The organism is Bifidobacterium sp. 2450 (assembly GCF_041900695.1).
Lineage (GTDB): Bacteria > Actinomycetota > Actinomycetes > Actinomycetales > Bifidobacteriaceae > Bifidobacterium > Bifidobacterium longum.
The window spans coordinates 28,639-50,708 of the sequence record NZ_JBHEEA010000012.1; the positions used below are offsets into that span (position 1 = coordinate 28,639).

Sequence of the window (22,070 nt, forward strand, 5' to 3'; positions counted from 1 at the left end):
CACAAACACAGAAAGGCTTTATATGACCACCATCGAAGACTTCACCAGCCAGTACGGTCTGGTCCAGAAGATCGACGCATTCGGCTACATGAAGTACCTGGCCGAGAACCCTGACGCCCCGCGCAAGCACGGCAAGGTGGTGCTCGTCACCGCCGATACGCCGCTCAAGGCATCGCGCGGAGAAGGCAAGACCACCACGACCATCGCCCTGATCGACGCCCTGAACAAGCGCGGCATTGATGCGACCGCCGTGCTGCGTCAGCCGAGCATGGGCATCACCGCAGCCGGTTCCAAGGGCGGTGCCTCCGGCGGCGGCAAGGCTTCCCTGACCCACCCCGAGCTCATCGACTGGGGTCTGTGCGGCGAAATGGGCGCCATCGAGGCGGCCCAGAACCTGCTCGTCTCCTTCGCCGAGAAGGCCATCGATGACGGCAAGCTCGACACGATTCTCGTGCCGCGTGTCTCCGAGGTGCCGAGCCGCTCTCTGCGCTCCACCGCCGTGGACTACGGCAAGGGCAACGTGCCGGAGAAGGTCGTGCTCACGCCGACCTGCGAGCTCATGCAGATTGTGGTGCTCTCCCGCTCGATGGACGAGATTTCCGAGCGCGTGTCCAAGATGATCGCCGGCACCAAGGACGGCAAGGCCGTGACCTTCGGCGAATTCGTGGACCTGTGGCGTATCACTGGCATTCTGGCCGACGCGGTCAAGCCGGCCAAGACCGAAACCGTGAACGGATCCCCGGTCTACGTGCACGGTGGCCCGTTCGCCAACGTGTCCATCGGCATTCCGACGCTGGTCTCCGTGGAAATGGCCTGCGCCCTGCATGACGTGGTCATCGTCGAGGCCGGCTACGGCACCGACGCCGGCGCCCAGAAGTGGCTGGACATCGCCTGCCGCGAATACGGCGCGCAGTGGCCGTCCGCCGCCATCGTGGTGACCCGTGCCTCCACTTGGCGCGACGATCCCGAGCTGGCCTGGCGCTACCCGTTCCACGTGCAGCGCCTGGAGAACCTGGACATTCCGACCTTCCCGCTCATCAACCTGTGGGAAGGCGAGGACGATCAGGTTCCGTCCCTGAGGGCCACCGCCGACGAGCTGGGCTTCCGCACGCCGATCATCGGCAACCTGTTCCGCGACGGCGGCGAGGCGCTGGCCCCGCAGCTTGACGGTTTCGTCGACGCGTTGCAGAACGGCTCCATGCCGGCCGAACCGCACTCGCACAAGGGCATGGCCCTGACCGAGAACGCCAAGTGGGTGGCCGAAAACGCCTACGGCGTACCGGCCGAGCGCGTGATTTACAAGCCGGGCTTCACCGAGTCCGTGTCCGAGGCCGTGGAACTGTGCCAGAGCGCAGGCATCTCGCTGGACGATCTGGCGTTCGTGGCGGTCAAGTCCCCGGCGACCATGACCGACAACGACCGTGCCCCCGAAGAAGAGCGCACCGTGACCCTGAAGAAGGTCGAGGTGCATGCCGGTGCCGGTCTGGTCCACGTCAACCTGACCACCAGCCTCAACACCCCCATGCCCAAGATTGTGTGATGACAGGCATGAGGTGAGGTAACTCGCTTTCGAGGGGCGGATTTCCGGTTTTCCGGAGGTCTATCTGCGTTTCGAGGGGCTCTTCGATTGCGAAACCCGGAGTATGACCATTGAAATTGCAATGTTTATACTCCGGGTTTCTTGTTTTAAAAGCCCCTTGAAACGCTAGTAGAGCTTCTGAATGTTGGAAATCAGCCCCTTGAAACGTAGAAAGCCCGCCACCGGCGGGCTTTCTACATCTGAGCTTCCCTCTTTGAGGGGAGCTGTCAGCGAAGCTGACTGAGGGGAGCCAGAATACGCAAATTAGAAGTTGCTACCCTGAGTCGTTAAACGGAAAGCCCGGTGGACTTTCCGTAGGCGATGCGAACAGCTATGCTGCGAGGAGAATGGTGGCAACTAGAAGTTGCCGCCGTTCCAGCCCCAGTCGGTGGTGACGGTGTAACGGATGTAGGTGCGGTCCTCGGGAATGCCGAGCGTGGAGTTCAGCGCGGCCATAATGCTCTCGGTCAGCTTTTCCCAAGCAGAGCCCGGCACGGAGCGGCCGAACACGTTGACCTCCACATAGGCGGCGGGCTGGTCATCGCTACCACCGAAGTAAATCGGCATATTGTCCTCGAACGGGCACATTAGCCAGCCCTCGGACTTGCCCGGCACGGCGGTAATCGCCTTGCCATAGGCGGCCTTCAGTGCCTTGCGCTGCTCAGGGGTGGTGGACACGGACACATGAGTGTGAATAACGGGCATAATTCCTCCTTGATTCGGTTCGCTTCCAGTCTAGCCTCAGCGGCTGCTGTTGAACATGGCAAGCGGACGTAGGAAGCTGCTCGCAGAACGGACCGGGGCAAGGCCAATTGGGGAGATTATTGGCCTTTCCAGCCAATATATGTTCCGCAGTCAGCCCAATAGTGTTGAATACTCTTGTGAGAAAACTGATTGAACAACTGATGAAGTTCGGCATTGTGGGCGTCATCGCCTTTGTTATCGACTGGGGTATCCTCAACCTATTGGTTGGCATATTCCACATGCACAACGTGCTGGCTGCCACCATCTCTTTCATCATCTCGCTGATTTTCAACTATCTGGCGAGCATGAAATTCGTATTCAAGCATCGTGATGACATGGCGCGCTGGATGGAGATTCTTATCTTCGTGGCGGGCGCTGTAGTCGGTCTGTTCATGAATGACGCGATTATCTGGATTTCCACTTATGGCATGAACCATGATGCCTATGTATCGCAGCATGCCGAATATCTGTTGCGCACCAATATCGGCAAGTTGGTGGCCACTGCCGTGGTGATGATCTGGAACTTCTTGATTCGCAAGTGGCTGCTCGACGATACGCACACCAATGCGATGAACCGTCTGAAGTCCGCTGAAAATCGACTGAATGCCGAGGAGCTTGAAGCCAAGTGGCAGAACAGCTTCTCCCACAAGCTCGGCATCTGGTCCCTGGAACACACGCCCAAAGGCTGGCCGAAGTAGCGGTTTGACGTATTAAGCCCCCCTCGTCAGAGGGGGCTTAGTTTTTGTCTCACACACTCACTTCAGTCAAGGTCGGCTGCTCGGTGGAGCTCTTGATCTGCTTGAAACCAATCAGCGCAATCATCAGCGAGGTCAGTGCCAAGGTGGTCACCACCATGAAGCCTCCATGCGAGCCCATGCGGTCGATGAACTGGCCGGCAATCGCCGAACCGGCGGAGGAGCCGATAGAATTCATCGCCCCCATCCACGCCATGCCCTCGGTCAAGCGAGAGGGCGGCACCAGATGCAACATGAGCTGGTTGCCGTTGATCCACGTCGGGGCCTGGCATACGCCAATAATCAAGTAGATGATCATGATCACCCACAGATGCTTGGCAAACAGGAACGTACTGATGCCGATGTTCACCACGGCCAGGCAGAAGTAGAAGCGCTTCCACAGGGCAATCGACCAGTTCTTCGCGCCATACACCAATGCGCCCATCAGCGAGCTGAAGGAGAAGCAGGCAAACACAAAGCCCGTGTACTGCTTCATATTCGCTTCGGTGGCAAACGCAATAATCGAGATGCCCGTAGCCGACTGGAACGCGCCCAAACCGAACCAGGTGACGCACACCGCAATCAGACCCGGACCCCAAATGGACGCCTTCTTGCCCGAACACGCATCGGCGACCGCCTGCTTAATGGCTGCGTTAATCGTGGCCTCATCGGTCACGCCTTCACGCTCAAGACGGCGGAGGGTCTCCTCGGCGGCGGTTTCCACCTTCAGCGCCTCAGCCTTGGCGGCCTCGCGCTCACGGTATTCCTTGCGGGAGATGCCCTCGGCGCGCGCCAGCGCGGTCTGCGATGGCGGCTCAGTGGTCAGCTCGGTCAGGAACATCAGCGCACCGATTACCACGCACATGCCAGTGAACGAGAACGCCAGCAAACCGGAGATCACCGCCAGCGTGGAGGCCAATGGATTGCCGATTACCCACATGCATTCGTCGAGCACGCCGCACAGCGACAGCGCGCGGTTCGTGCGCTCCCGGTCACCCTTAAGAATCTTGGTCCAGCGCGCGCGGCTCATCGCGCCCCACGGCGGAATGGCGGCCAGGAACGGCGTCAGACAGTACAGCACCCATTCCGGCGCGCGGTTGGTAATCGCCGTCACCAGCGCGATGGCGGCCACAATCCAAACGATAATCGTCGGAATCGAGACCTGCCTCTGGCCGAACTTGTCGGTCAGCTTGCCTAGCAGCGGCGTGGTCACGGCCAGCGCAATCGCCTGAATGGCGGTGAGCATGCCGGCCAGCGAATAGTTGCCGTAATAATGCTGTACGGAAATGGTGATGGTCATGCCGACCATCGGGAATGGCATGCAGGCGATGACCGAGCCGATGGAATAACGGGCGGTATGCGGAATGCGCAGTAGTTCCGCATACCCACCAAAGACTTTGTGGCCTACTTCCTTGATGCCGGCCAGAATGGTGCCCGAGTCCGAGTTGGACGAGTTATTGGGCATAACAGCACTACGCTCCTTTCCGCTCCCGATTGGATGTCCCCCGCTGGCGTGGCGTTGCCGGCGAAGCCCTCATCGAATGATGTGTTGTCCATGGTCGCGCAAAGTTTGCGTCGGATTTTCCCATCCGCATATTTGCGTCACGGATACTCTACGGGTGTCCACTCCGCGACACGCGGTAGATTGGAGATATTAAGACAACGTTCTCATGCCCTTCAGGGCGGGAAGCAGAAAGGCGGCTCATGAGCGCTACTACCATCCATTTCGTCCGGCATGGCAAGGTATATAACCCCGACCATCTGCTCTATGAGCGGCTGCCCGACTTCCATCTTTCCGACCTTGGCCGTCGCATGGCTCAAGCCACCGCCACGTACTTGGCCAAGAATCCCCAAACCAATACGATTGCAGCCGTCTACTCCTCGCCGCTCGACCGTACGCGCGAGACCGCCGGCGCGATTCTCGATGCGCTGAACCCCGTGCGCGAGGCTCGTGGCGAGGCTCCGCTCACGCTCACCACTGATGAACGGGTGATTGAGGCCGGCAACGAGTTCCGTGGCAAGCGCATCGGCCATGGCGAGGGCGCGCTGTGGAAGAACGGCAACTGGAAGCTCGTCGCCAACCTGTACAAGCCGAGCTGGGGCGAGTCCTATCAGCACATCGCGGCGCGTATGGACGACTTCGCCCGCGAGAAGGTGGCCCAGCACCCCGGCGAGCAGATTGTGGTGGTCAGCCACGAATCGCCGATTTTCAGTTATCGCCATTATCTGGAGACCGGCCACCCCGAGCACTGGATGTTCCTGCGGCACACGGCGCTCGCCTCCGTGACCTCGGTGACGTACGACAACGAAGCCGGCCGTGTGATGTCAATCACGTATGTCGACCCAGCGGCCAACGTCAAGTAACGGCACACTGGTGAATAGTTGAGACATAATCTAGGCTCCCCTTGTCAGGGGAGCTGGCACCGTAAGGTGACTGAGGGGTAGTCCGAGAGATCTGGCACTACAATCGAGTGGCGGACGCAAAGGAGCATAGATGACCATTGAACTCAATCGTGAGGCAATCGCACAGGTCGCGGCATTGCCGGCGGTAACTGAGGCCGCCGAAGCCGGCTCGGCGCTGATCAGCCTGTGGCCGTTGACCGAAGCCATGCAGATGGACAATGACGCCAAGTACGCGGAGAATCTGCAGGTTCGCGTCACGCGCGCATTCGCCCGCGTGCTGACCGGTGAAGACGTCACGGTGCCCGATGCCGAATTCGTCTATGAAGGCGCCGATGAGATTCCCGGCCGCCCACAGAACATCGTCGATACGCTGCTGGCCGCCAACGATGCCTACGACACGATGGCCGACTACTCCGAATCCGGCGATGTACAGCTGATCTTTGACGCCGCCGAAGCGTTGGACGTTCGTTGGGACACCGATGTTGCGGCTCACGTCCGTGAGACGATTGCCGCCGTGGAAGCCCAGATTGAAGACGACGCCGCGCAGGGCCGTCTGTCTACGTCCAGCGAGCCCGCTGATGTGGCCACCCGTTTTGCCACCGCGCTCGCCGTGTGCGATGCGCTGCTGAGCGTGGTGACCGGTGACGGCGAACACGATGGCGACGCCGCAGCTCAGGCGGTCAAGGTGCTGCCGATTCTGCTGTACGTCAACGAGCTGCGCGAGCAGTGCTCGATTCCGCGCATATGCCTGACCGATCAGCAGATTCTTGAGCTGATTGATACGCGCGCTAAGGCCGCTGGCGCGGACACGCTGACCGCCACCGCCGAATACATCGCCCTGCTGGCCGGTGCCGAGTGGGGCAAGCATCGTGACGATGTGCTCTGGAACCCCGACGAGGCTAAGCGTCAGGCCAAGGAAGAAGACGAAGAGCGCAATAAGGAGGCTCTGGCCGCCAAGTTCGCGCATGTCAAGGATGATCCCGGCAAAGAGACCGTGGAGTTGTAAAGAGTAAGGGCGTTGCTCTGGCCGATGCTCCGCTCGTAACGGTTAGAGGCCTGGTGCCTCTCCCTCCGTCATCGCTTTGCGATGCCACCTCCCTCGTCAGAGGGAGGTGGGGTTACTGCTTATCGATTACTGAGCCGCGATCGATGAGCGTCGGGTCCACGTAGATGTGGCGGGTTGTAGAATCCGGGTTTTGGATGCGGTTCATTGAGTGGGGCCTCATTGTTGGGCTTCATGAGTGATGCGGCGAGCTTCTTGAACGAACCTCGCCGGCGTCAGTCACTGGCCTTGCCAGGGTTTCTGTGCGTTGTCGTCGGTGGGAGCCGTGTGCGGAGACAGCACGGTGGACCTATCATCAACGTTTTCGGGATTCGGCGGAACCTGGCCGTACTGTGGGGCCTGAGCGTCGGGCTGGCCGTACTGCGGAACCGGTACCTGACCGTAATCGGGCGTAGGCACAGCGGGCTGGCCGTAGTCAGGAGCTGGTGCGGTCGGCTGACCATAGGCCGGGGCTGGCTGGTTGAAGTCAGGAGCGGGTGCGCTCGGAGCGGTGCCCGGAGCGGCGAAGTTCGGAGCGGCCTGGTTGAAGTCCGGGGTTGCGGGAGCGCCGTACGGTGCGCCGTAAGCACCCTGAGGCATCGGGGCAGCTACTGCGTCATCGTCGAAACGTGCGCCTTCCGGCTTGCTGGGCATAGCCATGAACACGATGTAGACGATTGAACCAGCGAGCGTAATCAGTCCGCCAATGACCATGGCACCGAGGCCGCCGGTTGCCATGGCTCCATAGCTGGAGTCGCCAAGGCTGCCGAAGGCGCCATACAGTGCTGCGCCACCGCCGGCAACCATGATGATCATGCCGAGGGCCATCGCGCCATAGAAGATGGCGACCCACCAGCCGGGCTTGTCCGTGTCATGCAGACGGCGAACGGCGAGTGCCAGACCGGGAATCAGGATGGCCAGAGTCCAAATGCTGGAAAGGAACCCGAGCTTGCCGTCCGTGGCCTCGCTGAGGAGACTCAGCAGGACGCTGATGCCGACAGAGGCCAACGTCCACCACCAGAACTCGCTGCGGGAGGCACGTCCCTTGAAGGCCACATACTTCTTCCAGAAACGGAGGAATGCCTCAGGGAAGGGGCAGTCGTAATACGGCTTGTTCAGCGGCACGGCTGCTGTGGCAGTGGGAGCGGCATACTGGTTGTATGCGGGCGGCACCTGACCGTAAGCGTTGGCGTCCGGTCCGGGCTGGCCGTAGGTAGGAGCCGCGCCGGGAGCGGGGAACTGCGGAGCTGCATTCGCCGCGTACGGGTCGGCGGCAGGCTGGCCATAGGCGGGAGTTGCACCGGGCGCTGCGCCGGGTACGGAAGAATCGGGAGCGGGCTGCCCGTATGCGGGCTGGCCGTAGGCCGGCTGTGCGGGGGCCGGGGCATTGAATTGCCCATAATCTGGCTGTGAGGGGGCCGGAGCAGGTGCACCGTATTGTGGCGTGCTGGGATTCTGCTGGGCCGGGGTACCGTTGGGCGCAGGCATCTGCGGCAACGGCACGTTGTTGGGATCGGTCATTGATTCCCCTTTCATAAGACGATTGCGTCGACTCCTATTCTTCCATTGTTTGGGTAAAAAACTCAACAATTGCGCCAAATGGTGTCGAAGCCTTGCGTGCGGGCGTGTGGATGGCGCCAAAGTAGGTGTCAAAACAGGTGTGAAGACAGGCATCAAGATATCGGGCACTACCAAAGACAGGCAAAAGAGATTTCGTTGGAAAATGACCGTTTTGGGATGGTGTTGGCCCGAAACGTCAATAACGAAGCAAAAGAGCGAGGAGCACTGCTCTCCGCGTCCGGCGCGCGCGGCACAATAGGGGATTATGACTGATGCTGAAAACACCAAACCCGAACTGCCCAAGAACGTTCGTGTTCGCTTCTGCCCGTCGCCGACCGGAACCCCGCATGTCGGCATGATTCGTACCGCCCTGTTCAACTGGGCGGAAGCTCGCGCCACCGGCGGCACGCTGATCTTCCGTATCGAAGACACCGACGCCGTGCGCGACTCCGAAGAAAGCTACAACCAGATCCTCGAATCCCTGCGTTGGCTGGGTATCGACTGGGACGAGGGCATCGATGTGGGTGGCCCTCACGGCCCGTACCGCCAGTCCGAGCGTACCGCCATCTACAAGGATGTTGCCGCCAAGCTGCTCGAAGCCGGCTACGCCTACGAGTCCTTCTCCACTCCTGAGGAAATCAAGGGGCGCAACCTTGCCGCCGGCCGCCCGGCCGAGTTCGGCTACGATGGCTACGACCGCAACCTGACCGATGAACAGAAGGCCGCCTTCCGCGCCGAGGGCCGCAAGCCTGCGCTACGTATCAAGATGCCTGATGAAGACATCGCCTTTGACGATCTGATTCGCGGCACCATCGAGTTCAAGGCCGGCTCCGTGCCTGACTACGTGATCGTGCGCCCGAGCGGCGACCCACTGTACACGCTGACCAACCCGGTCGACGACGCGATGATGGAAGTCAACGTCGTGCTGCGCGGCGAGGACCTCCTGAGCTCCACCCCGCGCCAGATCGTGCTTTACCGTTACCTTATGGAACTCGGCATCGCCAAGGAGATGCCGCTGTTCGGCCACATGCCGTACGTGATGGGCCAGGGCAACAAGAAGCTCTCCAAGCGCGACCCGGAGTCCAACCTGTTCAACCACCGCGACAACGGCTTCATCCGCGAGGGCCTGCTCAACTACCTGGCTCTGCTCGGCTGGTCCATTGCGCCGGACCGCGACGTGTTCTCCATGGACGAGATGATCGAGAAGTTCGACGTGCGCGACGTCAAGGCCAACCCGGCCCGCTTCGACATCGACAAGGCCATCTCCATCAACGCCGAGCACATCCGTATGCTCGAGCCCGAGGACTTCCTGCGCCGCTCGGTGCCGTACCTGCACCGCGACGGTGTGGTGTCCGCCGACAACTGGGATGCCCTGACCGACCGTGAGCGTGAGGTACTGACCGCCGCCGCTCCGCTGGTTCAGCCGCGCGTGCGCCTGCTGGGCGAGGTCGCCGGCATGGTCGGCTCCCTGCTGTCCACCGAGGAGTATCTGGAGCCTGCGGACGACGCCAAGAAGCAGCTGAAGGATTCTGCCGGCGAGGTGCTGGACAAGGCCATCGCCGCACTTGAGGCTGTGGATGAGGCTGACTGGAAGACCGACAACCTGCATGAGACCCTGAACAAGGCTCTGGTTGAGGAGGGCGGCTACAAGCCGCGCCTCGCTTTCGGTCCGGTGCGTGTGGCCATGTCTGGCCGTCGCGTGAGCCCGCCGCTGTTCGAGTCCATGGAGATCGTCGGCAAGCCGGTTTCCCTCGCTCGCCTGAAGGGCCTGCGCGAGCACCTGTGAGCTAAGGTTCCTTCCGTGCTCGGCTGAGCTGTAAGGACACTCAAGGTGGGCGTCTGCATGTGCAGATACCCACCTTTTCTTGTATTCATTGATGAGCTGGAACAGCTGGAAAGTCTTACCGCTGCGCCGCATGCCAGTGAGAATATGTACGAGGTTGAACATGGCTGGTTTGTGCAGTGAGGTCACGAAACGTGCCTTGTAGGTGGTTTCGCCTTCATGCGTCCATGAAACGGTTGATAGGTAACCGGGCGGCGGTCTTTAACGTGACATTGCATTACAAGCATCGCGACGCGCTTGCTGTCGTAAGGGAACATAAGCGCCTCATTTGGTTCTTGAAGGCTGATTTGCCGGCTATGAATGTGCAAGGCAAAGATCATTGCCTCATCTGCAATTTCATCAGTGTATTAGATGGTAATTCATCAGTAGGGCTTATGATAATCCGCCAGTAGAGTTCATGCAAATTCATCAGTAGTGGTAGCGTAGCACTTGAAATCATAGGGCTTTGAACTATGCGCTGCATGGAATGTCATTTGATTCCGATGTTGGGTGGAATATGGATATGCCGTTTGTATTGATGTGGAACTGACGCTTGCGGTTTTTCCGGTTGCGCTGAATGCAGAAGTGGAGTCTACGGGGCGGGGTGAGTGGCTACTTCGCCGCGTAATCGGGGTATGGGCCATTTGGGTGCTGGCGAGAGCTATGGCGTGAAATCGTTGAAATTCCGCGCGACACGCCGTAAGTTGCGTAAGGGTGAATACTTGCGTATATTTATCACTCGTTGCGCAGTTCGCCTCGCAGCCGGTTGAAAAACTGAATATGCCCCCATCGTCTAGCGGTCTAGGACTACGCCCTCTCACGGCGCCAACACCGGTTCAAATCCGGTTGGGGGTACGACGAACAGCTCCTTGGAGTTGCTACGCCAAGCCAAATTGGGATGTGGTGTAATTGGCAACACAGCTGATTCTGGTTCAGCCATTCTTGGTTCGAGTCCAGGCATCCCAGCCAATGACCCTCGCGGAATGCGAGGGTTTTTTGTTTTCAGGGAAGTAGCCGCTTGAAAAGCGACTTCCCTGCACATGAGTGCACATAAGAGCGCTAAGAGCGCATACGTGTGTATGAAAGTACGAGAATGAAGGAGATTGAAGTATGTCCGCTGGGCAGCAGACTGTACCGGCAAACAACGCCAACAATGCAAGCAATGAAGGCGCTCGGAAGAAGCACATGTCTAAGGCGGCCGTCGCCATTATCGCCGTGGTGGTCGTGGCCATTATCGTCGTGGCCGGTGTGTTCGGCTTCCGCGCCTACTCCGATGCTCAGTACAACAATGCAGTCGCCGCCTGCGCCACCGCTTCCGAAAATGTGCGCAACGCCACCAACGACTACAACGGCTTGGTCAATGGCGATGCCGCTGATGCCGCCGCCCTTACCGAGAAAGATGTGAAGGATTCCTCCACCCTGGATGCCCTCAACAAGGAGCTGAGCGTGGAACTGCCGGTCTACGAAGGCTGCGTGGCCGATGATACCGCCGGCTTCAAGTCCGCCACCGATAAGCTCAACGAGCAGACCGACTGGTACAAGGCCCGCACCGCCTCTCTGAATAAGGCCGTGGATGCGGTGAACGCCTCCAAGAAGTGAGCTGCTGACACGGTAGCCGTGGAATGAGGCCTATGGAATAGGAAATAAGGCCTGCTGATTATTGAAGCGCTGTCTTGCGGAATCCGTAAGGCAGCGCTTTTCTTCTGTATTGCTGTATTGCTGTATTGCTGTATTGCTGCATGCGGCGCGTGATGCGCAGCGTCCAACATGCGCATAGTTTTTGGGTTGATTTTTGTTGTCAATCCGGTGACGCATTCAAGCGTCATTGCGGTCTCAGTAGTGGGACGCAACTGCAAATTGACCCATATTGCAGTTGCGTCCCACTCTTATGTGGGGTTCTCGATTGCATTTAACCGCATTGAGCGGCGTATCAAGCGGCGAGCTTGGCCTTGTAGTCTTCGCCCCAGTTCCATAGAGCGTCGATGACGGTTTTGAGGCTATGGCCAGTGTCGGTCAGAGAGTATTCGACGCGCGGCGGCACTTCGGGGTAAACCTCGCGATGCACAAGTCCGTCGGCTTCCATCTGTCGCAGGTTCGAGGTGAGCACCTTCTGCGAGATGTGCCCGATTGAGCGACGCAGTTCGCTGAAGCGCTTGGTACCGGTCAGCAGGTCGCGCACGATGAGAATCTTCCATTTGTCGGAAATCAGTGTGAGCGTCGTCTCCACGGGACACGCCGGGAGCGTGTTGACATCGATCATAGCATCACCTCGTGTAATCGTTGGAATCATGCAATAGTTCCTTTTAGGTGACTATAGCACTTTAAAGTACCTTCTTCCCAAAAAGTAAGTACTCCAATATTGTACTGTTTCAACGGCGGAAGCACCAGGTTCCGCCGTTGAAATCAATTAGGCACAGCGTGTAACAAGCGCAATGGATTACTACATAGGAGCCCATCATGACCCAGAACATCGCAGTTATCGCAGCCAACGGCAAGTCCGGCCAGCTCATTGTCAGGGAGGCCGTTGATCGCGGACTTGACGTGACCGCTGTTGTGCGAGGGGAGAACAAAACCGTCGCCCAGCACGCCATCATCAAGGATCTGTTCGACCTGACCGCAGCAGATCTCGCCGGATTCGATGTGGTCGTCGACGCATTCGGCGCATGGACGCCGGAAACCTTCCCGCAGCACTCCACGTCGTTGAAGCATCTCGCGGACGTCCTCTCCGGTGCTGACGCGCGACTGATCGTGGTTGGAGGTGCCGGTAGCCTGTACGTCAACCCGGAGCATACCGTGCAGCTGAGCCAAACCGATGGCTTCCCGGAGGCGTTCCTCCCGCTCGCCGCCGCGATGGGGGATTCTCTCGCCGAGCTGCGCGAACGTAGCGACGTGCGTTGGACCTATGTCTCTCCGGCCGCCGACTTCCAGGCCGACGGGCCGCGCACCGGCAAGTATGTGCTGGCCGGTGAGGAGTTCACCGCGAACGAGGCCGGTGAAAGCGCCATTAGCTACGCCGATTATGCGATTGCGATCGTGGACGAAGCGACGGCGGCACCGGAGAATGCGCACGTCAACGAGCGTATTTCCGTGCGTTGGTAAGCGCGTATATGCGGGAAAATATGTGGAAAGCGCTCGCCGAATAAGCAGCACCCCGAAATCAAAACGATTTCGGGGTGCTTGTGCGTGTGGGCAAGACCCCAACCTTCATGGCGACTCAGGCCTGCTGCCGCTTGGGTTTTCGGACTATCGCGCGCTCGCCGTGTCGTTTCGGTTGCCACGTCCGCGGCGTGTCGTGGTGGGGCTTCGCGTCATTGCCTGGGGCGGGACTGCGCTCAAGCCGTTTGCTTCGACGCTGTCGTCGTAGTGCGGCTTTCGCTGAATGTTTCACTGAATACACTGAATTCAGTTATTAAACACTGAATTCAGTGTAAAATTCAGTGTATCAAGAAGAATGCGTTGGATTGGATCCCTTTATGGCACATGAATATGGCAAGGAAACGTTGTCGCTCGAGTTCAAAAGCGATTTGAAGCGTCTGCCAGATGACGATCTACTTGATGCCGTCGTGGCGTTGGCGAACTCGGATGGCGGTACGGTGTATCTGGGCGTCGAGGATGACGGCACGCCGACCGGCATCGACAAAGTGCATCAGGATGCGGTCGGTTTGTCGGCGATGATTGCCAACCGTACGGTTCCTCCGGTTTCCGCTCGTGCGCAGATCGTCGGGACGGAGAAGACGCCGGTGATGCAGATCGACGTGCCGAAATCCCGCAGCGTGGTCTCGACCAAGTCGGGCAAGGTGTTGCGACGCCGTATGAAGGTGGATGGTACGCCGGAGAGCGTGCCGATGTACCCGTACGAGATCGCCACGCGCCTGTCCGATTTGGGGCGTTTGGACTTTTCCGCGCAGCCGGTGCCGGATGCGACCCGTGATGATTTCGATCCCCTTGAACGCGACCGTCTGCGCCGGATTATCGGCACCTACCAATCCAGTGACCGTAATTTGTTGGAACTGACCGATGAGGAGCTGGAGAAATCCCTGCAATTGACGGTGACCGTCGATGGCAAGACCATGCCGACGCTGACCGGTTTGCTGCTGCTGGGCAAGGGGGAGTCTCTGAAACGCTTCGTTCCGACTCATCGGGCGTCTTTCCAAGTCATGTCTGGTACGGATATCAAAGTCAGCCAAGACTATGCCGGACCGTTGCTGAAGACCATCGAGCAAATCAACGACATGTTCTCTCCTTGGAATCCAAGCGTCGAGCTATCCGTCGGTCTGTTCTCAATGATAGTGCCGGAATTCGACCATCGGGCGTTCCGAGAGGCGCTGGTGAACGCCTTCGGCCATCGTGACTACACCCTGCTGGGACGTGTGCGCGTGCAGTTGGATGATGCGGGGCTTACCATCGCCAATCCCGGCGGGTTCGTGGAGGGGATCAACATCCATAATCTGCTTACCGCCGAACCGCATGGTCGCAATCCCTGCCTGATGGATGCTCTGAAACGAACCGGATTGGCCGAGCGTACGGGACGCGGCATCGATCGCATCTGCGAAGGGTCGCTGCACTATGGACGTCCCCTGCCCGATTACACGGCGTCGAATGAGCGTAACGTGTCCGTGTACCTGCAGCGCAGCGCACCCGACGTCGAATTCGTGCGGATGCTTGCCGAGGAACAGGAGCGCACCGGTAAGACCATGCCGGTCAACGGTCTGCTGATTCTGAATATGCTCAGGAACGAACGGCGCTGTACGTTCGAGACCATGAACAAGAAACTCGATATGAGTGAGCAGCGTCTGCGCGCTATGCTGGGGCAGCTTACGGAATCCGGCATGATCGAAGGTTCTGGCAACGGTTCTCGGCGGACATACACTTTGGGGTCTACGGTCTACCGGCGCACCGGCAAGACCATCGAGTACGTACGTCAGACGGGCATCGACCGTGTGCGATGGCCAGAGCTCATTATGAAATTGGTTGCAGAGCAGAATGATGTCATGCGGGCGGATGTCATGGAACTGCTGCATGTCGATGCGAACCAGGCGTACTACCAGCTGTCCAAGCTCGTTAAGGGTGGAAAGCTGAGGGTCATTGGCCGTGGCAAGGGGGCGCGCTATACGATCGGTGGCTTTACCGGGCGAAAGTGATGTGCTGGCGGATGTGCCTGTGTGGGTGCTTTGTGCTGGGCATCGTCCGAACTTGGGAAGTCGTTTCGGTACTTAGGAAGGTACCTAGGAACCTGGGAAGTGGTGTGGGTAAGGTTCCTAGGTTCAGGTGCGGGTTAGTAGTGGTTCAGACTTGCCGTCGTTCGAACTTGTAGGCTAGTGCGCTCGCCGTGCCACCTCGGTTGCCACGTCCACGGCGTGTCGTGATGGGGCTTCGCGTCATTCATGGGATAGCTGCGGTGGGGTGAGGATTCGCCATGTGCCGCGCCGGTCCGAGCCGGTGCGTTCGATCAGTTTGGCTTCCTGCATCGCCCGGAACGTGCGCCATACGGTGGTGTAGGACACGTCCAGCGCGACCGCCGCCTGACGGTACGTGATCGCCGGATTCTCGCGAAGCAGTTCCAGAAGACGCCGCTCCCTCGGTGCGATGCCATTTACAGTTTCACTTACAGTTTCACTTGGGTCGAAAAGCCTTCTCCCGACTGGGAAACAGGGAGCCACGACACGCCCGACAATACCCACGGGGGCAAGACCCGAGAAACCGACAAAATAATAACAACAAACGAGAAATCGGGAGGAAAGAAAAAGGCCGGAAGCCCTAGAAAAATAAGGCTTCCGGCGAGGGCGGAGGATACGAGATTCGAACTCGTGAGGCTGTTACACCAACACGCTTTCCAAGCGTGCGCCATAGACCACTAGGCGAATCCTCCATGCTTTGCAGCGCGCAGTTGAACTGTGTTCCGCAGGCAACTCGAATAAGTTACCACAGGTTTCGGATAAGTGCACGCTTCGGCGTGGCGCGTGTCGCGACGCGGATGCGAAGAATGATTACTGCGGGTGAAAGACCCACTGGAAAGTTCCGCGCAACATCTGCACAAGGGCCGCATGCTTGTGCAGGGCCCACACACCCGCGCGCGCGATTCCTCCCTTACCTGCTCACGATCGCTATCGCCTGGCTGCCGTGGCTCATACTCACCTGGCCGGGCTCGATGCGCGACGATACGCTTGCCCAATATCTGCAATCGTCCGGTTTGCACCACTACTACACCCAGCATCCGCTGTTTGATACGCTCACGTTCGCCCTGTTCTGGCATATCGGCAGCGCACTCGGCTCTCCCCTGATCGGGCAGGCCCTATACGCCGTGACCCAAGCGGTTCTACTCGCCGCCGGCATCAACCCGCATCGCACCGATGAGACCTTCCGCACTCTGCGCGAGCACCCTAGACCAACCGCGGCGCAACGACTCGCGGCCCTGCGGATCTGGGTGCAGCGCGGCCTCGCGCATCCGGTTGAATATGTGGTGTTGCCGTTCACATTCCGGGAAAGCCATCCTCTCTGAGCATAGTTATCTCAGATAGTGAAATAATTACGGGGTTAAAAAGCACTAAAACGCCTCTTCTATTACCTCGCACCCGTCAGAAAATCAAGACTGTTGTTCAAGAATTTTTTTCTATAGAATTCATAGTTGTTTTTTGGACCATTCGAGTACTTGAAGTGAGAGGAATTCAGCATGGTTCGTCGCGCCTGCGCGCAGTCCGCTGAAATGAACACGATTCGGGAACGTGATACGCGCGTTGCCGTTTCTCGCGTGCGCGCGAAGTCGGGCAGCACCGGTCGTCTGCAGTCGGCCACGGTCTTGGCTCGTGCATTTGCGGCCATCGTTTTTCTGTTTGCGATGATCGCCGCGACCTTCCTCCCCTCCGCCATCATTCCGCAGTCCGCGTTCGCCGTGACGCCGGCAACCACTGCCACTGCTGCCACCGTCAAGAGCGACGATACCACCAGCGTCGATTACGCGACCTGGGCCGACGTTGCCAAGGCCGTCGAAGCGCAGTTGCAGGAAGGCCTTAAGGAATACAAGGACGGCAACCCAATGGGTGCCAAGTCCGATTTCGGGGCTGCATACACCACCGTCTACGTGACGTCCAACTTCAACAAAGTGGTGAGCGACACCATCGGCGCAGACAAGCAGACCGCGCAGCAGCAGGCCTTCCAGGACCTGCAAAGCCAGGTGTTCACGTCAGGCCAGGCCGATCAGCTCACCCAGAAGGTCAACGACCTGACCGCCGACCTCGACGCCACGGCCCAGCAGCTCGACGCCAACACCAACCTCGCCAACCCGAAGCAGTACTCCGAAGACCTCCAGAAGCAGATCGCCAAGGAACGCAAGGAGCTCGGCGCCAAGAAGAAGCGCACCAAGGAAACGGCCAAGACCTGGAAGGAAGTCGCGGACGCGATGCTTCCGATCTTGGACAACGCCTACAAGGCCTACGAGGGGGGCGACGCTGCCAAGGGTGCCACGCTCGTGAACGATGCCTACTACCAGCACTACGAGAAGCTCGGCTTCGAGAAGACCGTGCTGAGCGCCATCAGCGGCAACCGCGTCTCCCAGGTGGAATACCAGTTCAAGCTGTGCCGCTCCTCGATGAACATCGGCAAGCCTGCTTCCGAAGTCAAGAAGTACGTCGACGACCTGAAGAACATGCTGACCACCGACGCCGCCAAGCTCGACGGCGGTGCCGCCGATGAGGAGGGCGGCTTCCTCAAGTTCATCACCAGCTCGGTCGGCCAGGCGTTCCTGATTCTGATTCGCGAGGGTCTTGAGGCCCTGCTCGTGGTCGCCGCTGTGGTGGCCTACCTCGTCAAGTCCGGCAACAAGCGCTTCACCAAGTGGATCTACGTGGGCGTGCTCGCCGGTCTGGCCGGTGCCGGCATTGTGGCGGTCATCTTCATGCTCGCATTCGGCGGCTCCAGCCCGCTGCAGGAGATCATGGAAGGCATCTGCGCGCTCGTCGCCATGTGCATGCTGCTGTGGACCAGCAACTGGATGCTCAACAAGTCCTCGGTCGAGGCTTGGAACCGCTACATCAAGGAAAAGACCGAAGCCGCGGTGGCCTCCGTCTCCTCGCAGGTTGAATCCGGCGAGAAGGTGGCTTCCCGCACGGTGATTTCGCTTGCCATGCTGAGCTTCCTCGCCGTGTTCCGCGAGGGCGCTGAAACCGTGATCTTCTACCAGTCCATCTACACGATGAGCCAGGATACGCATGGCATGGTGGTCGGCGCGCTCGCCGCCGCCGTGGTGCTCGTGATTATCTTCTTGGTGATTCGCTTCACCTCCGTAAAGATTCCGATTGGCCCGTTCTTCCTGGTCACCTCGATCCTCATGTCCGTGCTGGTGGTTGTCTTCGCCGGCGGCGGCGTGCACGCGCTCATCGAGGGCGACCTGCTGCCCGCCAGCTACCTGCCGGGCGTTCCCACCAACGACTGGCTTGGATTCTACCCGTACGTCGAATGCATCATCGCCCAGGTACTGGCAGCCATCGCCGTCATCGCGCTGTTCGTGGTCGGCTTTGCCAAACAGCGTAAGGCCAAGGCCCAGCTTGCGGCCGGTGCGAGCAAGTCGGACGCGAAGGCTAACGAGGAGAGCGCGCAGGCGTAGCACAACGCCCGGTGCGACCATCTCGCGCAACACAACTTGCGACATGGCAACGGAAGCGATTCCAGCCCACGCCGCCACAACTAAAAAACAGATAAGTCGTGAATAATCCATTCACCACAACAAAAAGGAATAAAAGAAATGATGAAGAACAAGAAGCTTGCCGCTCTGCTCGGCATGCTGCTCGCCGGCTCCATGGCTGTTTCGATGGCTGCTTGCGGTTCCACCAACAACGCTTCCGATACCAAGTCCTCGACCAGCTCCTCCGACACCGCCACGAAGGACGACTCCAAGAAGGCCGACGCCCCGACTGAGACCTCCGGCTTCGAAGAGGTCCCGGTCGGCCCCTCCGGCACCGCCGAGGAGCAGGACAAGGCCGCTGGCCCGCTGACCGTGGGTGCCGTCTACTTCCAGCCCATCGACATGTACCCTGCTTCCATGGGTCTGAAGGCTGCTGACGCTTCCTTCCACCTGGAAGCCGACATCCACGCCTCTGAGGAAGGCACCGACTACGGCTACGGCAAGGGCGACTTCGTCCCTGACCTGACTGTGAACTACACCATCATCGACAAGTCCACCGGCAAGGAAGTCGAGGGCGGCACCGCCACCTCCGGTACCTTCATGCAGATGAACGCCTCCGACGGCCCGCACTACGGTGCCAACGTCAAGCTCGACAAGGCTGGCACCTACCAGCTCAAGCTCTCCATCGAGTCCCCTGAGAAGAACGGCTGGATGCTCCACGTTGACCCGGAGACCGGTGTCAAGAACCACAAGTTCTGGACCGAGCCCATCGAGGTCACCTTCGACAACTGGGACTACACCCCGCGTCAGTGGTGATTGACTAAGCGTAAAGCCCCCTCGTCAGAGGGGGCTTTACGCCGCTCTAGGGAGATAATTCTTAGGACGGTCTAAAAAACTCCCCTCAGTCCGCTTTGCGGACAGCTCCCCTCAGGGAGGGGAGCCTAAGGTGAACAGAGAAAGGACGCGAATGCTTGAACAATTCGTGGCAGTGATGCCGGGCACCTTGGCCCCCACATTGCTGGTGATGAGCCTGAGCGTGATGCTCACGGTCGGCGAGGGGCGAGATAAGCCGATAAGCTCGCATTGGCGTCTCATCGGCCTGACCGTTGGCCTGATCGCCGCTATCATATTCGCCGGTCTGCGTGCCTCGGCCGTGATCAACCAGCGCACGTTCGTCAACTATCCGGTGCTGTGGTGCGCGATCATTGCCGACATCCTCACCATCGTCGTGGTGGTGTTCGCACGCCGCATCACCACCAATTGGCAGCAGCACAAGGTGTTCATGCACATTGCGAACGCCGTCGCCGCCATCGGCATCGCGCTCACCCTGTTCTACGCGCTGCCGGACGTGATCCTGCAGCTGACCATCTGGGTGGAGCCCGGCGACCCGATCTTCACGTCCGCCATGCTGCTGCGCGCGCTCGGCTTCGCGCTGGGACTGGCCATGTCGATTATCGTGGCCGCGATCTTCCGCACGATGCGTTCGACCGCGGTGCGTGCCTCGTTCACCGCCGCCGTTCTCGTGGTGCTGGTGATTCTGTTCGTCCAGCACCTGACCGGTGTCATGCAGATCCTGCAGGCACGCGGTTTCCCAATGGGCCACACGGGATTCGTGGCCCTCGCCTGGTCGATCAACCACAACGACTGGATGATCATGGCCCAGGCGTTCGTGTTCCTGATTCCGGCCGTCGCCTCCGTGGTGGCCGGCTTCCGCATGCCGCTGACCGGCGCGAACGCAGCCATCGGCCGCAAGCACAAGGCGTTCCGCCGCCGCGCCGTGGCTTCCGCCGTCTGGAGCCTCGTGGCCATGATCGGCGTCACCGCAACCCTGACCGTGGGCGTCGCCGCGACCCATCAGACCATCACCCTTTCGCCGCCGGAAGCCTACTCGCTCAAGGACGGCGTGGCCACCATCCCCTTCAGCCAGGTCGAGGACGGCCACCTGCACCGCTTCGAATACAAGGCCAAGGACGGCACCGTCATGCGCTTCATCATCATCCGAAAGAACGGTGGCGCGTACGGCATCGGCCTGGACGCCTGCGAGAACTGCGGCGCCGCCGGCTACTACGAGAAGGACGGCAAGATCATCTGCAAGAAGTGCGAGGTGGCCATCAACCTGGCGACCATCGGCTTCAAGGGTGGCTGCAACCCGATACCATTCCCGTACAAGACCGGCCACGGCAAGATCACCATTCAAACTACGGATCTGGACGCGCTGAGCGCCCACTTCCAGTGAGTCAGGCAGGAGGCAAGAATCATGTTCTTTCTGCGTATGATTACTCGCTCGTTCACCCGACAGCTGCGCCGGCGCCTGCTTATCGCGCTGACCGTATGCCTGTCGGCGACCGTGTCCGTATCGATGCTGGGCGTCGTGTTCGACGTGGGCGACAAGCTCAACGCCGAGCTGTCCACCTACGGTTCGAACATCACCGTGCAGCCCAAGGCGGACGCGGTCGTTTCCGACCTGTACAACACCGAGTCGGGCGGCGCGGCGTCCACCAGCGACCCGACCGCTTTTCTGAAGGAGTCGGACGCGGCCAAGATCAAGACGATCTTCTGGTCGTTCAACATCACCAACTTCGCGCCGCAGCTCAACATCCATGCCACGGTGAACGGTACCAACGTGCCGGTCGTCGGCACGTGGTTCAACAAGAACCTCAAGATCTCCACCGGCGAGACCACCGTCGTGGGCGTGGAAGGCATGCGCTCGTGGTGGCAGCTGGACGGCAAGTGGCCCAAGGACGATTCCGACCAAGGCGTGATCGGCAAGACGCTGGCCTCCGAACTCGGCGTGATCACCGGCGACACCATCACCCTCAACAAAACCACCGCCTCGGGCAAGAAGAACGAGCAGAAAATCAAGCTCACCGGCGTCTACGATTCCGGCGACGAGGACAACGGCTCGCTCTACATCGTCTCCTCCACGGCCCAGGTGCTCGCCGACCTGCCCGATTCGGTCGACAAGATCGAGGTCAAGGCCCTGACCACGCCGGAGAACGACCTGGCCCGTAAGGCCGCCGCGAACCCGGCCGCGCTGAGCCAGGAGGAATGGGAGACCTGGTACTGCACCGCCTACCCGAGCTCGATCGCCTACCAGATCGAAGAGGTGATTCCGGGCGCGGTGGCCAAGCAGGTGCGTCAGGTCGCCGCGTTGCAGGGCAATGTGCTGCAGAAGACGCAGGCCGTGATGATTCTGATGACCGTGCTGAGCCTGATCGCCGCAGCCGTGGCCGTGGCCAACCTGATGGTCGCCTCGATCGGCGAACGGTCGGGCGAGCTGGCGTTGCTCAAGGCGCTCGGTGCCACCGATGCCGCGGTATCCCGCCTGATGCTGGCCGAAACGGCGGCAATCTCGCTGCTGGGCGCGATTGTAGGCGCGTTGCTCGGTTCCGGCGTGGCCCAGCTGATAGGCCGGGTGGTATTCGGTTCCGGCATCACGATGCGGCCGATGGTGTTCGTGCTGGTGTTCGTGCTGCTGGCTGTCACCGTGCTGCTGGCGTCCGCCTCCTCGATTCGTTCGATTCTGAATCTCAAGCCCGCGGAGGTGCTCCATGGTCGCTGAGTTTATC

The 22,070-nt window shown here is 59.8% G+C and carries 18 protein-coding genes and 3 tRNA genes; 15 read left to right on the forward strand and 6 right to left on the reverse strand.

The features are described 5' to 3' along the window. The first annotated feature begins 22 nt into the window (after positions 1 to 22). Entirely contained in the window at positions 23 to 1,540 is a 1,518-nt protein-coding gene (locus ACEUKI_RS07830; protein ID WP_374156680.1) for a formate--tetrahydrofolate ligase, read from the forward strand. A 396-nt stretch (positions 1,541 to 1,936) separates the two neighbouring features. Here ACEUKI_RS07830 and ACEUKI_RS07835 read toward each other — a convergent pair whose 3' ends face one another. Next, positions 1,937 to 2,284 carry a phenylpyruvate tautomerase MIF-related protein gene (locus tag ACEUKI_RS07835; protein ID WP_080785534.1) on the reverse strand — a complete coding sequence of 116 codons (348 nt, stop codon included), beginning with the start codon at positions 2,282 to 2,284 and terminating at the stop codon, positions 1,937 to 1,939. Positions 2,285 to 2,484: 200 nt separating this feature from the next. Between ACEUKI_RS07835 and ACEUKI_RS07840 the strand changes: the two genes are divergently transcribed. After that, positions 2,485 to 3,021: a GtrA family protein gene (locus tag ACEUKI_RS07840; protein ID WP_007058580.1), complete on the forward strand. Its 537-nt coding sequence runs from the start codon at positions 2,485 to 2,487 to the stop codon at positions 3,019 to 3,021. Between the two features lie 49 nt (positions 3,022 to 3,070). Here ACEUKI_RS07840 and ACEUKI_RS07845 read toward each other — a convergent pair whose 3' ends face one another. Beyond that, positions 3,071 to 4,522: an MFS transporter gene (locus ACEUKI_RS07845; protein ID WP_374156681.1), complete on the reverse strand. Its 1,452-nt coding sequence runs from the start codon at positions 4,520 to 4,522 to the stop codon at positions 3,071 to 3,073. Positions 4,523 to 4,761: 239 nt separating this feature from the next. Between ACEUKI_RS07845 and ACEUKI_RS07850 the strand changes: the two genes are divergently transcribed. Together ACEUKI_RS07850 and ACEUKI_RS07855 are read left to right on the forward strand one after the other, a co-directional pair. Continuing rightward, positions 4,762 to 5,421, forward strand: coding sequence for a histidine phosphatase family protein (locus tag ACEUKI_RS07850; RefSeq protein ID WP_144169574.1), 660 nt, complete (start codon positions 4,762 to 4,764; stop codon positions 5,419 to 5,421). A 130-nt stretch (positions 5,422 to 5,551) separates the two neighbouring features. Further along, complete coding sequence (locus ACEUKI_RS07855; RefSeq protein ID WP_080785530.1) at positions 5,552 to 6,466, forward strand: hypothetical protein; 915 nt, start codon at positions 5,552 to 5,554, stop codon at positions 6,464 to 6,466. A 276-nt stretch (positions 6,467 to 6,742) separates the two neighbouring features. Here the strand turns inward: ACEUKI_RS07855 and ACEUKI_RS07860 are convergent, their stop codons facing one another. Then, positions 6,743 to 8,023 (reverse strand): DUF805 domain-containing protein, encoded by a 1,281-nt coding sequence (locus ACEUKI_RS07860; protein ID WP_251847685.1) that lies wholly within the window; start codon positions 8,021 to 8,023, stop codon positions 6,743 to 6,745. Between the two features lie 304 nt (positions 8,024 to 8,327). Between ACEUKI_RS07860 and gltX the strand changes: the two genes are divergently transcribed. The 4 genes from gltX (at position 8,328) to ACEUKI_RS07880 (ending at position 11,483) form a co-directional block, all read left to right on the forward strand. Further along, positions 8,328 to 9,848, forward strand: a complete 1,521-nt coding sequence (gene gltX, locus ACEUKI_RS07865) for a glutamate--tRNA ligase (protein WP_144169576.1) — start codon at positions 8,328 to 8,330, stop codon at positions 9,846 to 9,848. An 818-nt stretch (positions 9,849 to 10,666) separates the two neighbouring features. After that, positions 10,667 to 10,739, forward strand: a tRNA-Glu gene (locus ACEUKI_RS07870). Positions 10,740 to 10,778: 39 nt separating this feature from the next. After that, positions 10,779 to 10,853 (forward strand) — tRNA-Gln (locus tag ACEUKI_RS07875). Between the two features lie 141 nt (positions 10,854 to 10,994). Continuing rightward, positions 10,995 to 11,483, forward strand: coding sequence for a hypothetical protein (locus tag ACEUKI_RS07880; protein WP_179133531.1), 489 nt, complete (start codon positions 10,995 to 10,997; stop codon positions 11,481 to 11,483). Between the two features lie 331 nt (positions 11,484 to 11,814). Here ACEUKI_RS07880 and ACEUKI_RS07885 read toward each other — a convergent pair whose 3' ends face one another. Beyond that, positions 11,815 to 12,174 carry a helix-turn-helix domain-containing protein gene (locus ACEUKI_RS07885; RefSeq protein ID WP_007056318.1) on the reverse strand — a complete coding sequence of 120 codons (360 nt, stop codon included), beginning with the start codon at positions 12,172 to 12,174 and terminating at the stop codon, positions 11,815 to 11,817. 167 nt (positions 12,175 to 12,341) lie between these two features. On the opposite strand from ACEUKI_RS07885, the gene ACEUKI_RS07890 reads away from it, so the two are divergent. Then, positions 12,342 to 12,983, forward strand: coding sequence for an SDR family oxidoreductase (locus ACEUKI_RS07890; RefSeq protein WP_080785525.1), 642 nt, complete (start codon positions 12,342 to 12,344; stop codon positions 12,981 to 12,983). Positions 12,984 to 13,357: 374 nt separating this feature from the next. Further along, positions 13,358 to 15,025, forward strand: a complete 1,668-nt coding sequence (locus ACEUKI_RS07895; RefSeq protein WP_080785524.1) for an RNA-binding domain-containing protein — start codon at positions 13,358 to 13,360, stop codon at positions 15,023 to 15,025. Between the two features lie 237 nt (positions 15,026 to 15,262). Here ACEUKI_RS07895 and ACEUKI_RS07900 read toward each other — a convergent pair whose 3' ends face one another. Beyond that, entirely contained in the window at positions 15,263 to 15,565 is a 303-nt protein-coding gene (locus tag ACEUKI_RS07900) for a winged helix-turn-helix transcriptional regulator (RefSeq protein ID WP_374156682.1), read from the reverse strand. 103 nt (positions 15,566 to 15,668) lie between these two features. Next, positions 15,669 to 15,753: transfer RNA gene (locus tag ACEUKI_RS07905), tRNA-Ser, on the reverse strand. Positions 15,754 to 16,032: 279 nt separating this feature from the next. Here ACEUKI_RS07905 and ACEUKI_RS07910 point away from each other — a divergent pair. The 5 genes from ACEUKI_RS07910 to ACEUKI_RS07930 all read left to right on the forward strand — a co-directional run bounded on the left by ACEUKI_RS07910 (position 16,033) and on the right by ACEUKI_RS07930 (position 22,063). Further along, positions 16,033 to 16,383: a hypothetical protein gene (locus ACEUKI_RS07910; RefSeq protein ID WP_251847682.1), complete on the forward strand. Its 351-nt coding sequence runs from the start codon at positions 16,033 to 16,035 to the stop codon at positions 16,381 to 16,383. Between the two features lie 171 nt (positions 16,384 to 16,554). After that, on the forward strand, positions 16,555 to 18,483 hold the full coding sequence (locus ACEUKI_RS07915; protein ID WP_374156683.1) for an FTR1 family protein: 1,929 nt from the start codon (positions 16,555 to 16,557) through the stop codon (positions 18,481 to 18,483). A gap of 138 nt (positions 18,484 to 18,621) precedes the next feature. Beyond that, complete coding sequence (locus tag ACEUKI_RS07920) at positions 18,622 to 19,317, forward strand: iron transporter (protein WP_080785521.1); 696 nt, start codon at positions 18,622 to 18,624, stop codon at positions 19,315 to 19,317. A 151-nt stretch (positions 19,318 to 19,468) separates the two neighbouring features. Beyond that, the gene (locus ACEUKI_RS07925; protein ID WP_080785520.1) at positions 19,469 to 20,737 is read left to right on the forward strand and encodes a DUF2318 domain-containing protein; all 1,269 of its coding nucleotides are present in this window, start codon (positions 19,469 to 19,471) and stop codon (positions 20,735 to 20,737) included. 21 nt (positions 20,738 to 20,758) lie between these two features. Next, positions 20,759 to 22,063 carry an ABC transporter permease gene (locus tag ACEUKI_RS07930; RefSeq protein WP_080785519.1) on the forward strand — a complete coding sequence of 435 codons (1,305 nt, stop codon included), beginning with the start codon at positions 20,759 to 20,761 and terminating at the stop codon, positions 22,061 to 22,063. Positions 22,064 to 22,070 lie beyond the last annotated feature (7 nt).